Source organism: Pseudomonas rossensis (assembly GCF_039888995.1).
Lineage (GTDB): Bacteria > Pseudomonadota > Gammaproteobacteria > Pseudomonadales > Pseudomonadaceae > Aquipseudomonas > Aquipseudomonas rossensis.
Genome location: NZ_JBBWCB010000076.1, coordinates 13,940 through 29,019, shown reverse-complemented (window position 1 = coordinate 29,019; position 15,080 = coordinate 13,940). Strand labels below are relative to the sequence as shown.

At 59.0% G+C, this 15,080-nt stretch carries 17 protein-coding genes and 1 pseudogene; 4 read left to right on the top strand and 14 right to left on the bottom strand.

Annotation, left to right across the window (positions count from 1 at the left end; genetic code table 11):
* Nucleotides 1–455, bottom strand: a 455-nt coding sequence (locus WLY71_RS19490; RefSeq protein WP_347804839.1) for a carbon starvation CstA family protein, incomplete at its 3' end; no start/stop codon positions are given.
* Nucleotides 456–1,210: 755 nt separating this feature from the next.
* Between WLY71_RS19490 and WLY71_RS19485 the strand changes: the two genes are divergently transcribed.
* On the top strand, nt 1,211–2,578 hold the full coding sequence (locus WLY71_RS19485; protein WP_347804838.1) for a cache domain-containing protein: 1,368 nt from the start codon (nt 1,211–1,213) through the stop codon (nt 2,576–2,578).
* A gap of 33 nt (nt 2,579–2,611) precedes the next feature.
* Nucleotides 2,612–3,244: a response regulator gene (locus tag WLY71_RS19480; RefSeq protein ID WP_008154581.1), complete on the top strand. Its 633-nt coding sequence runs from the start codon at nt 2,612–2,614 to the stop codon at nt 3,242–3,244.
* A gap of 249 nt (nt 3,245–3,493) precedes the next feature.
* On the opposite strand, the gene WLY71_RS19475 is transcribed toward WLY71_RS19480, so the two are convergent.
* The 5 genes and pseudogenes from WLY71_RS19475 to WLY71_RS19455 all read right to left on the bottom strand — a co-directional run bounded on the left by WLY71_RS19475 (nt 3,494) and on the right by WLY71_RS19455 (nt 7,545).
* Nucleotides 3,494–4,840: a glutamine synthetase family protein gene (locus tag WLY71_RS19475; protein ID WP_347804837.1), complete on the bottom strand. Its 1,347-nt coding sequence runs from the start codon at nt 4,838–4,840 to the stop codon at nt 3,494–3,496.
* 24 nt (nt 4,841–4,864) lie between these two features.
* Nucleotides 4,865–5,419: a helix-turn-helix domain-containing protein gene (locus WLY71_RS19470; protein ID WP_140682294.1), complete on the bottom strand. Its 555-nt coding sequence runs from the start codon at nt 5,417–5,419 to the stop codon at nt 4,865–4,867.
* Between the two features lie 25 nt (nt 5,420–5,444).
* Nucleotides 5,445–6,733: pseudogene (locus WLY71_RS19465) on the bottom strand (NAD(P)/FAD-dependent oxidoreductase).
* Between the two features lie 188 nt (nt 6,734–6,921).
* On the bottom strand, nt 6,922–7,257 hold the full coding sequence (locus WLY71_RS19460; protein WP_347804836.1) for a hypothetical protein: 336 nt from the start codon (nt 7,255–7,257) through the stop codon (nt 6,922–6,924).
* A 69-nt stretch (nt 7,258–7,326) separates the two neighbouring features.
* Nucleotides 7,327–7,545: a hypothetical protein gene (locus WLY71_RS19455; protein WP_347804835.1), complete on the bottom strand. Its 219-nt coding sequence runs from the start codon at nt 7,543–7,545 to the stop codon at nt 7,327–7,329.
* A 170-nt stretch (nt 7,546–7,715) separates the two neighbouring features.
* Between WLY71_RS19455 and WLY71_RS19450 the strand changes: the two genes are divergently transcribed.
* Entirely contained in the window at nt 7,716–7,955 is a 240-nt protein-coding gene (locus WLY71_RS19450; protein ID WP_282377872.1) for a hypothetical protein, read from the top strand.
* Nucleotides 7,956–7,968: 13 nt separating this feature from the next.
* A complete protein-coding gene (gene osmE / locus WLY71_RS19445; protein WP_347804834.1) occupies nt 7,969–8,322 on the top strand; it encodes an osmotically-inducible lipoprotein OsmE in 354 nt (117 codons plus the stop codon).
* Nucleotides 8,323–8,379: 57 nt separating this feature from the next.
* Here osmE and WLY71_RS19440 read toward each other — a convergent pair whose 3' ends face one another.
* The 8 genes from WLY71_RS19440 to catC all read right to left on the bottom strand — a co-directional run bounded on the left by WLY71_RS19440 (nt 8,380) and on the right by catC (nt 15,079).
* Nucleotides 8,380–8,580, bottom strand: coding sequence for an SPOR domain-containing protein (locus WLY71_RS19440; protein WP_282377869.1), 201 nt, complete (start codon nt 8,578–8,580; stop codon nt 8,380–8,382).
* A 152-nt stretch (nt 8,581–8,732) separates the two neighbouring features.
* Nucleotides 8,733–9,506: a 1,6-dihydroxycyclohexa-2,4-diene-1-carboxylate dehydrogenase gene (locus tag WLY71_RS19435; RefSeq protein ID WP_347804833.1), complete on the bottom strand. Its 774-nt coding sequence runs from the start codon at nt 9,504–9,506 to the stop codon at nt 8,733–8,735.
* Nucleotides 9,507–9,645: 139 nt separating this feature from the next.
* On the bottom strand, nt 9,646–10,659 hold the full coding sequence (gene benC / locus WLY71_RS19430) for a benzoate 1,2-dioxygenase electron transfer component BenC (protein WP_347804832.1): 1,014 nt from the start codon (nt 10,657–10,659) through the stop codon (nt 9,646–9,648).
* Between the two features lie 10 nt (nt 10,660–10,669).
* Entirely contained in the window at nt 10,670–11,158 is a 489-nt protein-coding gene (gene benB, locus WLY71_RS19425) for a benzoate 1,2-dioxygenase small subunit (RefSeq protein ID WP_347804831.1), read from the bottom strand.
* A complete protein-coding gene (gene benA / locus WLY71_RS19420) occupies nt 11,155–12,519 on the bottom strand; it encodes a benzoate 1,2-dioxygenase large subunit (RefSeq protein WP_347804830.1) in 1,365 nt (454 codons plus the stop codon). The genes benB and benA overlap by 4 nt, the downstream gene beginning before the upstream one ends.
* Nucleotides 12,520–12,729: 210 nt before the next feature.
* Entirely contained in the window at nt 12,730–13,689 is a 960-nt protein-coding gene (locus WLY71_RS19415; protein ID WP_046053499.1) for an AraC family transcriptional regulator, read from the bottom strand.
* A 114-nt stretch (nt 13,690–13,803) separates the two neighbouring features.
* Entirely contained in the window at nt 13,804–14,733 is a 930-nt protein-coding gene (catA, locus tag WLY71_RS19410; protein ID WP_347804829.1) for a catechol 1,2-dioxygenase, read from the bottom strand.
* A 55-nt stretch (nt 14,734–14,788) separates the two neighbouring features.
* Nucleotides 14,789–15,079: a muconolactone Delta-isomerase gene (gene catC, locus WLY71_RS19405; protein ID WP_008154543.1), complete on the bottom strand. Its 291-nt coding sequence runs from the start codon at nt 15,077–15,079 to the stop codon at nt 14,789–14,791.
* Nucleotide 15,080 lies beyond the last annotated feature (1 nt).

Sequence of the window (15,080 nt, the reverse complement as noted above, 5' to 3'; positions counted from 1 at the left end):
CGGACCATGTCGCCCAGGGAACGGCCGTTGCGGCGGGTGGACATGAACAGGACCATGAAGTCCTGAACGGCACCCGCCAGCACCACGCCGGCAATCAGCCACAGCGTCCCGGGCAGGTAGCCCATCTGCGCCGCCAGGACCGGACCGACCAGCGGCCCCGCGCCAGCGATGGCGGCGAAGTGGTGGCCGAAGAGGACGTGTTTATTGGTCGGCACGTAGTCCAGACCGTCATTGTTAACGACAGCCGGCGTGGCACGATTGGGGTCGAGTTGCATCACTTTGGTAGCGATGAACAGGCTGTAGTAGCGGTATGCGACGAGATAGATAGCGACTGCTGCGACTACGATCCAGAGGGCGTTGATCGCTTCGCCGCGGCGCAGGGCCACGACACTTAGCGCAAACGCTCCCAGGACAGCCACGGCAAACCAGGCGAGGTGTTTAGCCAGACGGGGCATAGCGTGTCTCCTGCCGACAGCCAGTGGACTGCGGCGGTAATTTTTATAATTGTGTCCGCTGTGCGGAGCTGGCCCAATATCCCCGCATGCCGTCTACAAATAAATCCGCGTTACTACGTACATGGCGTCTACGTAGTTCTACGTAGATGACGCCGCTCCCACAGGGGAATGGTGTACACCTGCGAGTAATGGGTCGGCTGTCAGGCCGCCTTCGCGAGCAGGCTCGCTCCCACAAGGGATCGGATACGCCTTTCGCCCCTCACCACTCAACAGGCCGAGCGTTAGCTCGCCTGCAGCTTTTGATCTTGCTTTTGATTTTGATCTGCCCGCCCCTTCGGGAGGCTGAGTGGAGGTGTTCATCTGGGGGGTAGGCGCGCAGCGCCGTTCGACGAAGTCGAACACATCGAGAGGAGGTCGAAGCGAAGCCGACCGGAGGCGATACCCCCAGATGAATGCCGGAACGAAGGAACGCCGAGCCTAAGCGAGGGGCCGGACGCTGGGGCGAAGCCTTTTGGTTCCTTTTTGGCGTTTGAAAAAGGGACTCGCCGTAAGGGCGAAACCCTAAGCGGCCGTTACCGCAGAAATGGATATGTACACCTGAAAGAAAATGGTCGGCTGTCAGGCCGCCATCGCAGCGATGCGGCGACCCGACAAGCCAGCCACAAGTCATTCCGTCCAGCACCGCTACTGGACGCGCGTATCTTTGGCATATGATGCCGGGCCTTCGCCTTCCCTCGGTCCGGACAGGAGCAGAGATGCAGCTCAAACACAAAATCGTCGCGCTCGGGATTCTGCCGCTGGTGTTGGCCATCGCCGTCATCTGCGCGCTGGTGATTTCCATGAACCGGCAACTGGGTGAACAACAGGCGCAACTGATCGAAGACAGCATTCTGGCGAGCAAACGCGCCGAACTTAAGAACTACGTCGAAATGGCGCAAAGCCTGATCGAGCCGCTGTACGACGACGGCCACGGTGACGAACACGCACAGCAACAAGTGCTGGAAGAACTGCGCAAGCTCAGCTTTGGCATCAATGGCTATTTCTTCGTCTACGACCACGAAGGTCGCAGCCTGATGCACGCGCGCCAGTCAGAGTTGGTGGGCAAATACCTGTGGGACATGAAGGACCCTCACGGTTTGCCTGTGATCCAGGCGTTGCTCAAAAGTGCGCAATCGGGCGAAGGCTTTCAGCGCTACGCCTGGAACAAACCCTCTTCCGGCCAGGTGACCGACAAGCTCGCCTATGTGGTGATGCTGGATCGTTGGGGCTGGATGCTCGGCACCGGCATCTACCTTGAAGACGTGGAGCGCGCGACCCAGCAGGCGCGTGACGAAGTGGCCCAGGGCATTCGTAAAACCATGCTGGCGATTGCCGCGGTGGCCCTCGTGGCGGTGCTGTTTGTCTTCGCCAGCGGCATGACGCTGAACGTCAGCGAGCATCGTCTGGCCGACAAAAAACTTCAGCGCCTGACTCAGCGTATCGTCAGCTTGCAAGAGGAAGAGCGCTCACGGGTTTCCCGTGAACTGCACGACGGCATCAGCCAGTTACTGGTCTCCATCAAGTTTCAGTTCGAACTGGCCAGCCATCTGCTCGAGAATGGGCAAGCACACGACAAGGGTTTGAGTACGCTGAGAGACGCCACGGAACGCCTGGGGGAAGCGATTGGCGAGGTTCGCAGCCTCTCCCACGACCTACGCTCCTCGCTGCTCGACACCCTGGGCCTTCCGGCTGCGATCGATCAACTCGCCGCAGAATTCGAGCAACGCAGCGGCCTGGTGGTGACTTTTAACGACAACGAATTCGACTGTCACTTGGTCGATGGGGCAGCGGTCTCGCTGTTTCGCATCGTGCAAGAAGGCCTGACTAATATTGAACGACACGCCCAGGCTAAAAACGTCTCCATTACCCTGCACGGGTCCGAAGATTCCGTACGGTTGACGGTGGTCGATGACGGTATCGGTTTCAACGTCGCCCAGGTCGAACGTCGTCACGCGGGCATTGGCCTGCGTAATATTCGTGAGCGTGTCGAGCATTTTGGTGGACGATTCGACCTGATCTCGATGCCGGGAAGAAGTGAGCTGGACGTTCTGCTGCCGATGAAAGTGCCCGGTGCAAAACGCTGACTCGCCCCACAACAACAAGAGTGAATGCCCGCAATGAACCTGCCCTACCCGATCCGCGTCGCCCTGGTCGACGATCACGCCCTGGTCCGCGACGGGATCAAAGCGCTGCTGGCGGTCATGCCCCCCCTGGAAGTGGTGGGCGAAGCCGAGAGTGGCGCGGATGCCATTGAAATGGTCGGGCGCTGCCAGCCGGACCTGTTGCTGGTCGACATCAGCCTGCGGGACATGAACGGGCTCGAGCTGACCCGGGTGTTGCGCAGCCAGTACCCGTCGCTCAAGGTGCTGGTGCTCAGCATGTACGACAATAATGAATACGTGAGTGAGTCCGTTCGCGCGGGGGCCAGCGGCTATGTACTGAAGAACTCACCGTCGCGGGAAATCATCGCGGCGATCGAAGCCATCGCCAGTGGCGGCACGTTCTACAGTGCCGAGATCGCCCAGCGGCTCATCGCCGATAAAAATACCGACAACGAGCTGACACCGCGCGAGAGCCAGGTGTTGTACAAGATGGCGCAAGGGCTGAACAACAAGGAGATGGCCCGCGAACTGGACATCAGCGTTCGCACGGTAGAAACCCATCGCTTGAGCATCCGTCGCAAACTCAACATCGACAAACCGGCGGCCCTGGTCAAATACGCGATCGATCACGGGATCATCTCGCGGTAGCGGATTGCATCATTTGCCGCTGTGATTCTGGTCTTGTGCACACATCCGAATTTCAGGCAAAAAAAATCCCAGGCAGCTGATGGACGCCTGGGATTCAAAATGCATAAACCGTGGTGGTGAACGCGGGGCGAATATTACTTAATATTTCTGCCTGTAACAAGATATTTTGATTCACTATCCAGTTACTAAATCTTCTAACTCATTAAATATCCACATATTTTTTATGGACGAGCACCAACAAGGACTGATTTAGAGGTACCAGCGATACTCCCGCGCACTGATGTCCTGCAGGAACGCCAAATGGTCCTGGCGCTTGTTTTCGCAGTAGACATCTACAAACTCTGCCCCTAAACCCTCGCGCAGCTGCGCGTTGTTCTGCATCGAACGCACGGCCTCCAGCATCTCCAATGGGAAGTCGATACCGCTGCCACGATCTTCGTTGAGGGATGCAATCGGTTCACGCCCCACTTCCAGCCCCTGCTCCAGCCCTACCAGAATCGCCGCCAACACGAGATAAGGATTGGCATCCGCGCCCGCCAGGCGATGTTCGATGCGCAGATTTTTAGCGTCCGACTCAGGCACCCGCAGGCAGGCGTCACGATCTTCAAAGCCCCAACTGGCGCGCGTCGCGACATTCACCGTGCCGCTCAAGCGCCGCATTGCGTTGTGATTCGGTGCAAAGATCGGCATGCAATGCGGCAACACTTCAAGGCAACCGGCCACCGCGTGGCGTAGCGCCTGTTGATCGTTAGCCGCCAGCAGGTTGGTTCCCGCCTCGTCGTAAAGGCTCACATGCACATGCATGCCGCTACCGGGGTGCTGCAAGTAGGGTTTGGCCATGAAGCTGGCGCGGTGGCTGTGCTTGAGGGCCACGCCCCGTGTGCTGCGGCAGAACAGGGCCGCCCAGTCGGCCGCACGCAGACCGTCGTCAAGGTGACCGAAATTGATCTCGAACTGGCCCGGGCCCAGCTCCGCAGTGATTACCGTGGCATCAATGCCTTGCGCCCGCGCCGTCTCGACCATGTCATCGAGCACCGGTGAAAATCTCGACAACCGTTCGATGTGCATATTTGGCTGATCATCGGCATCGTCGGTCAGCTGATCGCGAGGGAACTGTGGCAAGCCGTCACGTAGCTGGCGATCGAACAGATAGAACTCCAGTTCGAACGCGACCACGGGGAAAATCCCTTTTCGGCCAAGGCGCTCAAGCACCTGCGCCAACACTTCACGCGGCTCGAAGACGATTGGCTTATCAGTACCGCTTGAAGTAATCAGCATCTGCCCCAGCGGTTGTTTTTCCCAACTCACGGGCTTGAGCGTACCGGGCACCAGGCGGCGTGGAGCATCCGGGTCGCCGTCGTTGAAACAGTAGTCACCGATTTTGAACAGACCGCCCTGCGTGCCCAATAACACACAGTTTTGCGGCAGCTTGAGCACGCTGCCAGCGGCGACCTTCTCGAGCATTTCTATCGGGTAGCGCTTACCGTAAAAATGCCCGGGGATGTCCAGGGAAATCAGGTCAACGTAACGCACCTGCGGGAAGCGCTGACGAAACGCGCGAACCTCAGCAACCAGATCAGAGCAGACAGCATCCATCGTTAGTGTTCCTTGTTGTTTTTATCAGGTGTAAACCCAAAGCACCCGGGTGAGCTGATCCGAGAGGTTGCCGTAGCGACAATGCGTATGACTGGCTAGCTGAAAACTGTCGCCGGTGCGCAATGTCACCGGTTTATCGTCATCCAGCCACAGCGTCAGCTCACCCTCGAGGACATAGCCACCCTGCTCCGAGCTGTCGTTCATGTGCCGATCACCACTGCTGGCGCCGGGCTCCAGTTGGCTTTCAAGCATTGAAAAGGACGCCCTCATCTTCGGAGAGACGAGGATGTCGGTAATCCCGTCGGCGTAATACAGCGTGCGTCGCTCATCCGGACGGGTAACCCAAGGCAATGCCATGGGCTTGGGCAAGCTGTAGAAATAGGTAGTCGGCACGCCGAGGGTTTCGCTGATGGCGGTCAAGTCCGCCACCGTGGGACGAGACAACCCCCGCTCTACTTGCGAGAGAAAGCCGACCGAACGACCGATTTTGTCCGCCAGGTCTTTCAGCGTGTATTTTTTGTGTTTGCGCAGGTCCTGGATCAGGATCGCCAGCGCCGAGATTTCTTCTTGCATGTCCATCTAAAGGCTTCCCGAAATTGGTGCTTCAAATACTGTCGCGCAGCCGATACCAGGCCTTGCCGATGGCTTCCAGCGGTGCTGCCAAATACTTTCCACCGGGAAAGCTGCCGTTGAACAAACCCTGGTACAACGCCAGCTCATCCGGCTGGCCAAGTATCGCGTCGGACACGGCACGCGCCCCGGCCAATGTCGGCAGCACGCCATGTCCGGAGTAACCCTGTAGCCAGTAGAGATCGCCACGCCGACCGATGTCAGGCGTGCGCTTGAGGGTCAGATCAATGTGCCCTCCCCAGGCAAACTTCAGTTCGACGCCCTTGAGCTGCGGAAACACGCGTTCCAAAAAGGGCCGTGTCGCGGCGGCGATGTCCTTCGGCATGCCGCCCAGGTAGGTGCAACCACCACCGAACAGCAGGCAGTTGTCCGGCGTACGGCGGAAATAATCGAGGACAAACTGGTTGTCGGTGACGCACACATTGCTGGGTAGCAACGCGGTCGCCTGTTGCTCTGAAAGTGGCGCGGTGGCCACCTGATAAGTGCCAACCGGTAACACGCAACTCGACAGCTTCGGATCAAGCCGATCAAGGTAGGCGTTGCACGCCAGCACCAGCACGTCGGCGCGAATGCGACCGCGTTCAGTGGTGACTACGTACTGACCGCCCTCTTCGCGATAACTCAGCGCCTTGCTCTGTTCATGAATGCGTCCACCGGCCTGTTCAATCGCAGCGGCCAGGCCGAGCGCCAGTTTCAGCGGATTCAAATGCCCGCCTTCAGGATCAAACAGACCTGCCTGGTAACGCTCACTGGCGACCCAATCAGGCAACGCCTCGCGCGCGATGAACTGCAAACCATCGTGGCCCCACTTGTGGCTGGCCTCGTGTTGCCATTCTGTGAGCAGACTCACCCGACGCGGCATCACCGACGTCCAGAGGTGGCCGGGCCGATAGTCACAATCAAAACCATGGCGCGCGGGCAAGTCTCGCAACTCCCGAGCCGCCCAACGCATGCTGTCCCATAACCGGCGCGCACGCTCATAACCCAGCGCAGCCTCCAACGGCGGCATGTCACACGACCAACCGAGAATGGCCTGACCGCCATTGCGACCCGAGGCGGCCCAGGCCACCCGACTGGCTTCCAGCAACGTCACGCGCTTACCGGCCAGGGCCAGACGCAACGCCGTATGCAACCCACTGAAGCCGGCCCCGATGATCAACACCTCGGTGTCCTGCTCGCCCCCAACGCGGCTCGATCGAACAGACGATCGGCGCAGGTGTGGGCGTAATAGCTGGCGACGTGCTGGGTAGATTGCTGAAACATGCAAGCCTCGTGAATTTTTATATTTATATTTTCATGAAAAAGTACACGTTAAATTTCACGACCGCAACCGTTCAAGGCGCAAAAAAAAATCCCGCCCAAGAGAACCCGGGCGGGATTTTTTTCAAACAGACAGCGTTATTAAAACAACGCTGTCGACGTTTCAGGCGACAGGAATCACCGGCTAAACCTTACAGGCAATCGCGCACTGCCTTGCGCAACGCCCCTGATTTCGCCCACGGCGGCCCCTGATAAAGCGATACGTGACTGCCATCCTTCGATTTCACGATATCCACGATCTCGTCGGCCGAAATGATGCTCGGCGCCGTGATCCTGTAGCCGTTGGAAATCGCCGATTGGGTTGTATTGGGTATTTCCTGCTGCCACGCCGGCTGAACACACGCGGCATAGTCTTTTGGCGCCTTGTTGCTGTACTTGCTGACATTGGGCTCACCGGGCACCAAGGACGCGGGCAACGAACAGCCCGCCAGCAACGCCAACCCTGCTCCCCCAATCAACTTGCGCATGACGCTTCCTTATCCGAAAAAGAGGAATGTAGCGCGTCGCTGCCTAGACATCCATCCGCTGAACAGCACTCAGCGAGGCGCGTTGTTATCGCCCGGATCCGGGTATGACCTCTCGTTGAGATAGGTCATCCATCTTTCGTACGCCTCATGCTGCCATTGAGTGACCCGCTCCCATTCCGGGCCGCTCAGCTGATGCGCGGAAATCAGCTTCATCATTTCCGTGGTAGCCGCGTCCATGTCAACCATCAGCTCATGGGCATGAAATCGAAAGTCATCGGTGGTCGTCATTGGAAGTTGCCTCGCCCTAGCGAAAATTCACTACCTCACTACGACATCAGATCTGCCCGTTCGCGTTCATTTTCCCGACAAAAGGCTACGCCAACGGCCCGGACGAACGAAACGCCATGAATTGGGAAATGGGACTAAAATTTCTTAGCATAGATTTTCAGGAGGTCATCATGTGGCTCAACGAATCTGAAAACGAACTTCGGCGTGACCTGCAAGGCGTTGCGTCGGATCTGAGATGGTCAGCGGTAGAGCTTTTGCGCATCGCAGAGCAGCTACGCCAGCTCGGCAATGATGTGGATGCGCAAGCAGCCCAAAAGCTTTGCGAGTTGTTTCAGGGAGATGAAGAACGACTGAAGGGTTATGCCGAGGAAGTGAAAGCCAAGTTCATCACTCGAACGAAATCTCATTAGCAGGAGCGCTGCCATGAACAAGCCGATAGGCGCGCTGATCGTCGTACTGGCAGCGTCAAGTGGCTGCAGCACTGAGTCGCGCATCTATCGGGATCAGCCGTTGGTCGCAAAGGTGGAGACCGGCATGAGCAAGGATCAAGTCCAGCAGATCGGCGGCCAGCCTTTATCGATAACGGATCGCACGGCTGAGCCAGGCACGTGCTTTGACTACAAGCTGACGCAGGCCGGCCATCAGGAAACGTACAACGTCAGTTTCGATGGCATGGGCAAGGTCGACCATAAAAGCTTCATGACTTGCGCGGAATGGAGTCGCATGCAGCAAAAAGCCCGAGAGCCTTCCCGCAGTTCCGGTGGTGGCGGTTATTAGCCCCAGACCTTAACGCCATGCGAAAAAGCCCCGGCGAACCGGGGCTGCAGCGCACTATCAATCTGACTTCTGGCTGCGTGCAGGCCGGCTTGATCTGGCCTTGTAGCCGGGAAGAGAGGCCGCAAAGGCCAGTGCTTCCTCTCTGCTGCCAAAGGCTCCAAGCCGGTCACCTTTGGTGCACACCCGCCACGGACCGTTGTTCACGCTGAGTACGTCATAACCGTTCATGTGCATTTTGGTCAGCATCGGAACGCTCATAGTCACCTCCATTTCGGCAGTGATGATCCTGGATTCACCTGAATACCTTACACCCGACCTTCATTGAAGTGCCGACCAGACGTCGAGCCAGGAGGGTATCCGTAGAAACCCGATACCACGATGGCTCCATTTCTGGATGGGTTGTTTGCGTGTCAGCCCTGGTCGCCGCCACCGACCGGCATGATCATGCCGGTGATATAGGACGCTTCGTCGCTGGCCAGAAACAGAATAGCGCTTGCCTGTTCATCCAGCGTGCCATAGCGCTTCATCAAACTGCTGTCGAGTGTCTGGTCGACAATCTGCTGATACCAGACCTTCTCTTGCGCGCTCTGATCGGCGCTGTTGCGCGGAATCACCCGCGGTGGTGCTTCGGTGCCACCAGGCGCAGTGGCATTGACCCGAATCCCACGACCGGCGGTTTCGAACGCCAGGCAAGCGGTCAGCGCGTTGACCCCACCCTTCGCCGCACCGTACGGCACGCGATTGACACTGCGCGTGGCGATGGACGAAACGTTGACGATAGCGCCACTCCCCTGCTCAAGCATGAACGGCAGCGCCGCATGACAGCACCACAGCGTCGGGAACAGCGAACGACGCACTTCGGCCTCGATCTGCGACGCTTCGTAATGCTCAAAAGGCTTGGTCCAGATCGTCCCGCCCACATTATTGACCAGCACATCCAGACGCCCGAAACGCTCGATGGCGGCTTGCATGACGCGACTGCATTCGCTGTATTGCTCAAGATCGGCGGTCAGCGCCAGCACCTGGCCGCCCTGCCCCAATTGCTGCTGAACCTCGAACACCAGCTCGGAGCGATCGACCAGAATCAACCGCGCACCTTCCGCCGCCATGCGTTCAGCAACGCGCCGACCGATGCCTTGGGCAGCACCGGTGATCAGCGCGACTTTTTCGTGAAATCTGTTCATACCCACCTCGTGTTTGCGCCAACCCCTCCGTAGGAGCTGTCGAGTGAAACGAGGCTGCGATCTTTTGATGTCGCCCTTGTAAAGATCGCAGCCTCGTTTCACTCGACAGCTCCTACAGGGACAATGCCGCAGAAAATACTTACGCCGCGCTGGCGGCAAATTTCTCGTAGTAAAAGTTTGTCGGCGCGATGCCTTTTTCACGAATGAACTGGCTGACCGCCTCGACCATCGGCGGCGGGCCGCACAGGTAGACATCGACGTCGCCTTCGTTCAAATGCTGCGGCTCGATGTGCTGGGTCACGTAGCCCTTGAGCGGGTGCTGACTGTCGGGGTTGGCCACGCAGGCACTGAAGCTGAAGTTCGGGATTCGCGCGGCGAAGGCTTCGAGTCGATCCATTTCCACCAGATCGAAATCGTTGGTCACGCCGTAGATCAAATGCAGCGGATGTTCACTGCCCTGCTCGGCGATTTTTTCCAGCATTGCCGTGAATGGTGCCAGCCCCGTACCGCCGGCCAGCAGCAACAACGGACGGCGAATGTCGCGCAGGTAGAAACTGCCCAACGGCCCGGCCAGGCTCATGCTGTCGCCGGCCTTGGCCATGCCGGTGAGGAAGCTGCTCATCAAGCCGCCGGGCACGTTGCGGATCAGGAAACTGACTTCGCCGTCGCGCTGCAACGAGCTGAACGAATAGGCGCGGGTCTGCTCGCTGCCGGGAATCCCGAGGTTCACGTATTGCCCTGGCAGGAACGCCAGCTTGCTCAGGGCTTCGCCCTTGATCGACAGCGCGATGGTGCTGTCGGACAACTGGCGCACGGCACTGATGGTGGCGTCATAACTGGCCTGACGTGTGCGGCACACCTCGGATGAGGTCGGCACGCGCACCACGCAATCGCTCTGGGCGCGCATCTGGCAGGTCAGGACGAAACCTTGCTCGGCCTCTTCCGCGCTGAGCGCGTCTTCGATGTACTCCTCGCCCAACTCATAACGGCCGGCCTCGGCGAAACATTTGCAGGTGCCGCAAGCGCCGTCGCGGCAATCCAGTGGAATATTGATGCCTTGGCGATACGCGGCATCGGCCACGGTTTCGCCGGCATTGGCGTCGATGAATCGGGTGACGCCGTCTTCAAAATTGAATGCGATGGAATGAGTCATGACCGCTGCCTCACAGGTGGTAGACATCGATGACCTGGCGAACGTAATCGTTCTTCAGGATCACTTTCTTGGCCTTGATCAGCGGGTTTTCACCGCGCACATCGAGGGTGTAGAAACTGCTGCCGAAATAGCTGTCGACGGTCTTGTAGCGAAAGCTCAGGGTGTGCCAGTTGAAGCGCACCTTGCAGAAGCCGTCGGCCTGCTCGAGCAGCTCGATATTGCTGATGTTGTGCGAGGTGCGGGTGTCCGGAATGCTCGCGCTGGAACGCTCGGTCTTGATGCGGAAGACGCGGTCTTCCAGGCCGGTGCGGTTGCCGTACCAGATCAGCGAGATTTCCCGCTGCGGGTCTTCGGTCAACTCGTCGTTGTCGTCCCAGGACGGCATCCAGAACGTCGCGTCCGGGGCGTACAACTCCAACCATTCGTCCCATTGCCGGTCATCGAGGTAGCGCGCTTCGCGGTAGAGAAAATCACGCACGGTGTCATAGGTGATGGTCATTGCACGGCCTCCACAGGAATCAGGTCGGACTGCTCGGCGGCCAAGGCCTTGAGCATGGTCTGCTGCCAATACTTGTGTTGCAGCACGAACAGGCCTTCGTCTTCGGTGCGCACGCCGCTGAGCAGCGGATGCAGGTCGATTTCCTTGGCCGCCTCATCGGCGCCTTCGATCCAGTGTTCGGCGCCACGGGACATGTCGTTCCAGGCGGTCACGCTGCCCTGATAACTGGTCTGGCAGGAACGAAACTCTTCCAGATCATCCGGGGTGGCCATGCCGCTGACGTTGAAGAAGTCTTCGTACTGACGAATCCGGCTCGAACGGGCGTGGTCGCTTTCGCCTTTGGGGGCGATGCAGTAAATGGTGATTTCCGTGCGGTCGACCGAGATCGGCCGGGCGATACGGATCTGCGAACTGAACTGGTCCATCAGGTACACGTTCGGGTACAGGCACAGGTTGCGCGAGTTCTCGATCATCCAGTCGGCGCGGGCCTTGCCGAAGTCCTGGGCCAGTTCATCGCGACGCTCGTACAGCGGACGATCCTCGGGGTTGGCCCAACGGGTCCAGAGCAGCATGTGGCCCTTGTCGAAGGAATAGAAACCACCGCCCTGCTTGGCCCAACTGCCGGCACTCATGGTCGGGTTGCAATCGCCGGCCTCGCGCTGCTTGCGCTGGTTCTGGGTGGCAGCGTAGTTCCAGTGCACGGAGCTGACGTGATAGCCGTCGGCGCCGTTTTCGGCGGTGAGCTTCCAGTTGCCTTCGTAGATGTAGCTGGAGGAACCGCGCAGCACTTCCAGGCCATCGGCGGACTGGTCGACGATCATGTCGATGATCTTTGCCGACTCGCCCAGGTGTTCAACCAACGGCACGACATCAGCCTTGAGGCTGCCAAACAGGAAGCCGCGATAAGACTCGAAACGCGCGACTTTGGTCAGGTCGTGGGAGCCTTCGCAGTTGAAGCTCGCCGGGTAGCCCGCTTCGGCCGGATCCTTGACCTTGAGCAGCTTGCCGGAGTTGTTGAAGGTCCAGCCGTGGAATGGGCAGGTGTACGAGCTCTTGTTGCCGGACTTGTGCCGGCACAGCGTCGCGCCACGATGGCTGCAGGCGTTAAGGAACGCATTGAGCTCACCGTCCTTGTTGCGCGCGATGAAGATCGACTGGCGCCCCATGGTGGTGGTGTAGAAGTCGTTTTTGTTGGGGATCTGGCTTTCGTGGGCCAGGTACAGCCAGTTGCCTTCGAAGATGTGCTGCATCTCGAGATCGAACAGCCGCGGGTCGGTGAACATCTCGCGCTTGCAGCGATAGATGCCCTGTTCTTTGTCATCTTCGAGCAGGGAGTGAAGGTATTCGGGTCGCAGGGACATGGCCGCCGCCTCCATTGTTTTTATTCAGGCAGGGCCATGCTAGGACGGGGGGATGTGGCGGACTATCCGCTGGGTGCAGACCTGTATCCGTTTACTGCAAAATGCAAGAACCCCGTAGGAGCTGCCGCAGGCTGCGATCTTTTGATCTTGCCTTTAAAAAGCAAAATCAAAAGATCGCAGCCTGCGGCAGCTCCTACGGGGTCCGGTGTTTCAGTGCCGGCGCTTGAGGGTGTCCGACGGCAACTCGCCGAACTGTTTGCGGTAGCTGTCGGAGAACCGGCCCAGGTGCAGGAAGCCGTAATCCATGGCCACTTCCGTGACGTTGCGCACGTTGCAGGTCGGGTCGCTCAGGCAGGCGTTGATGCGCTCAAGGCGTTTTTGCCGGATGTAGTTTTTCGGCGTGGTGCCGGCGTTGCGTTCAAACAATCCGTACAACGAGCGCAGACTCATCCGCGCCTGGCGCGCCAGTTCTTCGCTGTCGATGTCCTGTTTGAGGTGGCCCGCGATGTAGTCGGCAATCACCTCGAACGTAGCCGTCTGTGAGCCGAGACTGACCCGGCTGACATTGGTCTTCATCAGGCTGAGCATCTTGCTGACGATGATCTGCGCGTAGTGCTCCTGCACCTTGGGAATCTGTTCGGTGGCCTCGGCCTCCTGGCAAATCATCGCCAGCAGACCGACAAAGCCTTCCAGTTCATCGAGCTGATAGCGATTCTCCAGAAACCGCACACCCTGCCCCGGGTACCGCCAGCGCTGCTCATCGCACACGGATTCCAGCAACGGGGTGGGGACTTTCAGAATGAATTTTTCGCAATCGTCGGAATACGTCAGGTCCACCGGATCATCGGGATTGATCAGCAGCAACTCGCCGGGCGCGAAGTAGTGTTCCTGACCGTGGCCGCGCCACAGGCAGTTGCCGCGCAGCAGCACTTGCAGGTGATAGATGCTTTCCAGCGCACCGGAAGTGACCCGTACGCTGCCGCCATAGCTGATGCGGCACAGGTCGAGGCTGGCAAATTTGCGGTGATTGAGGCTGGCCAGCGGCCGCCCGGCCCGGGGCATCAGAATGCAATGGTTACCGACATGCTGATTGACATACCCCGACACCGCGTAAGGGTCGGCGTGGTCGAATACGGTGCTGCGCTGACTCAACAGTTGCGCTTGCATCATCGGGTCACTCTCATTGTTGTTATAGGTTGCGTCGGGCCATTCCAGGGTCGAAACGCCGAAGGCCACGAGATAAACGGTCGGTTTCTCGTGGCCCGGTTCCGCTGTTCGAGGATATCAGTCCTCGAGCGCGCGGACTCGCTCGTGGCGTTGCTGCTCGTCGGGTTGCGCGGAGGTCTGCAAGGTGAAATCGAAGTCGATTTCGGCAAAACGACCGCTGACACCGTGCGCCGCTGCGCGTTGTGGATCGTCGCTGAAGGTGATTTTGGCAATCAGCTCATCGCGAGTGGCATAGGCGAAATCGTCGTGCAGGTACTGATCGCCGTCGAGGTTGATCTGGGTGGTCAGGTGACGATGATCCGGCTCGGAGATGAAGAAGTGAATGTGCGCCGGCCGTTGACCATGACGGCCCAGTTGATCGAGCAGTTGCTGGGTCGGACCGTCCGGCGGGCAGCCATAGCCCGACGGCACGATGCTGCGAAAGCGATAACGACCTTCGGCATCGGTGACGATGCGGCGACGCAGGTTAAATTCCGACTGGGTGGTATCGAAGTAGGAGTAAGTGCCGCCGGTGTTGGCGTGCCAGACATCCACCACCGCGCCGGCCAACGGTTCGCCGGCGGTGTTCTTGACCTGGCCCTGCATGAACAGCACCACACCCGGATCGACGCCGTCATCCAGTCGCGCTTCGCCTTCCGACAGCGGCGCACCCGCCACGTACAGCGGGCCTTCGATGGTCCGCGGCGTGCCGCCGGCCTTGCCGGCCTGCTCGTCTTCGGCATCCATCAGCAGGTCGAGGTAATGCTCCAGACCGAGCCCGGCCACCACCAACCCGGCCTCTTGACGCGCACCCAGCACGTTGAGGTAGTTGACGGCTTTCCAGAACTCTTCCGGGGTCACGGCCAGGTCTTCGATGATGTTCACCGAATCACGCAGGATGCGGTAGACCAGGGCCTTGACCCGCGGGTCGCCGGCGTCATTGAGCAGGCCGCTGGCCTCTTCGAGAAACTTCTGGACACTGGCAGTGTGGGAAATCTTGACGTTCATTTTGGTGGGTTCCTCATCTTGTAATTATTAGCGTAGCGAACTGAACAGGCTGGGTTCAGCGGTCATCCTCGCGGATGGAAGAAGGATGCCGGCACATCGCCTCGACCTCGATCGCCATGTACGGAAACAGCGGCAATTGCATGAGCAGGTCGTGCAGTTCCTGCACGCTGTCGACGTCAAAAACGCTGTAATTGGCATAGTGCCCGGCGATGCGCCACAGGTGACGCCACTTGCCCTGCTCTTGCAGGCGCTGGGCCAGGGCTTTTTCGTCAGCCTTCAATTGGGCGGCTGCTTGCGGATTCATGTCGACCGGCAGATTCACGGTCATTTTTACGTGGAACAGCATA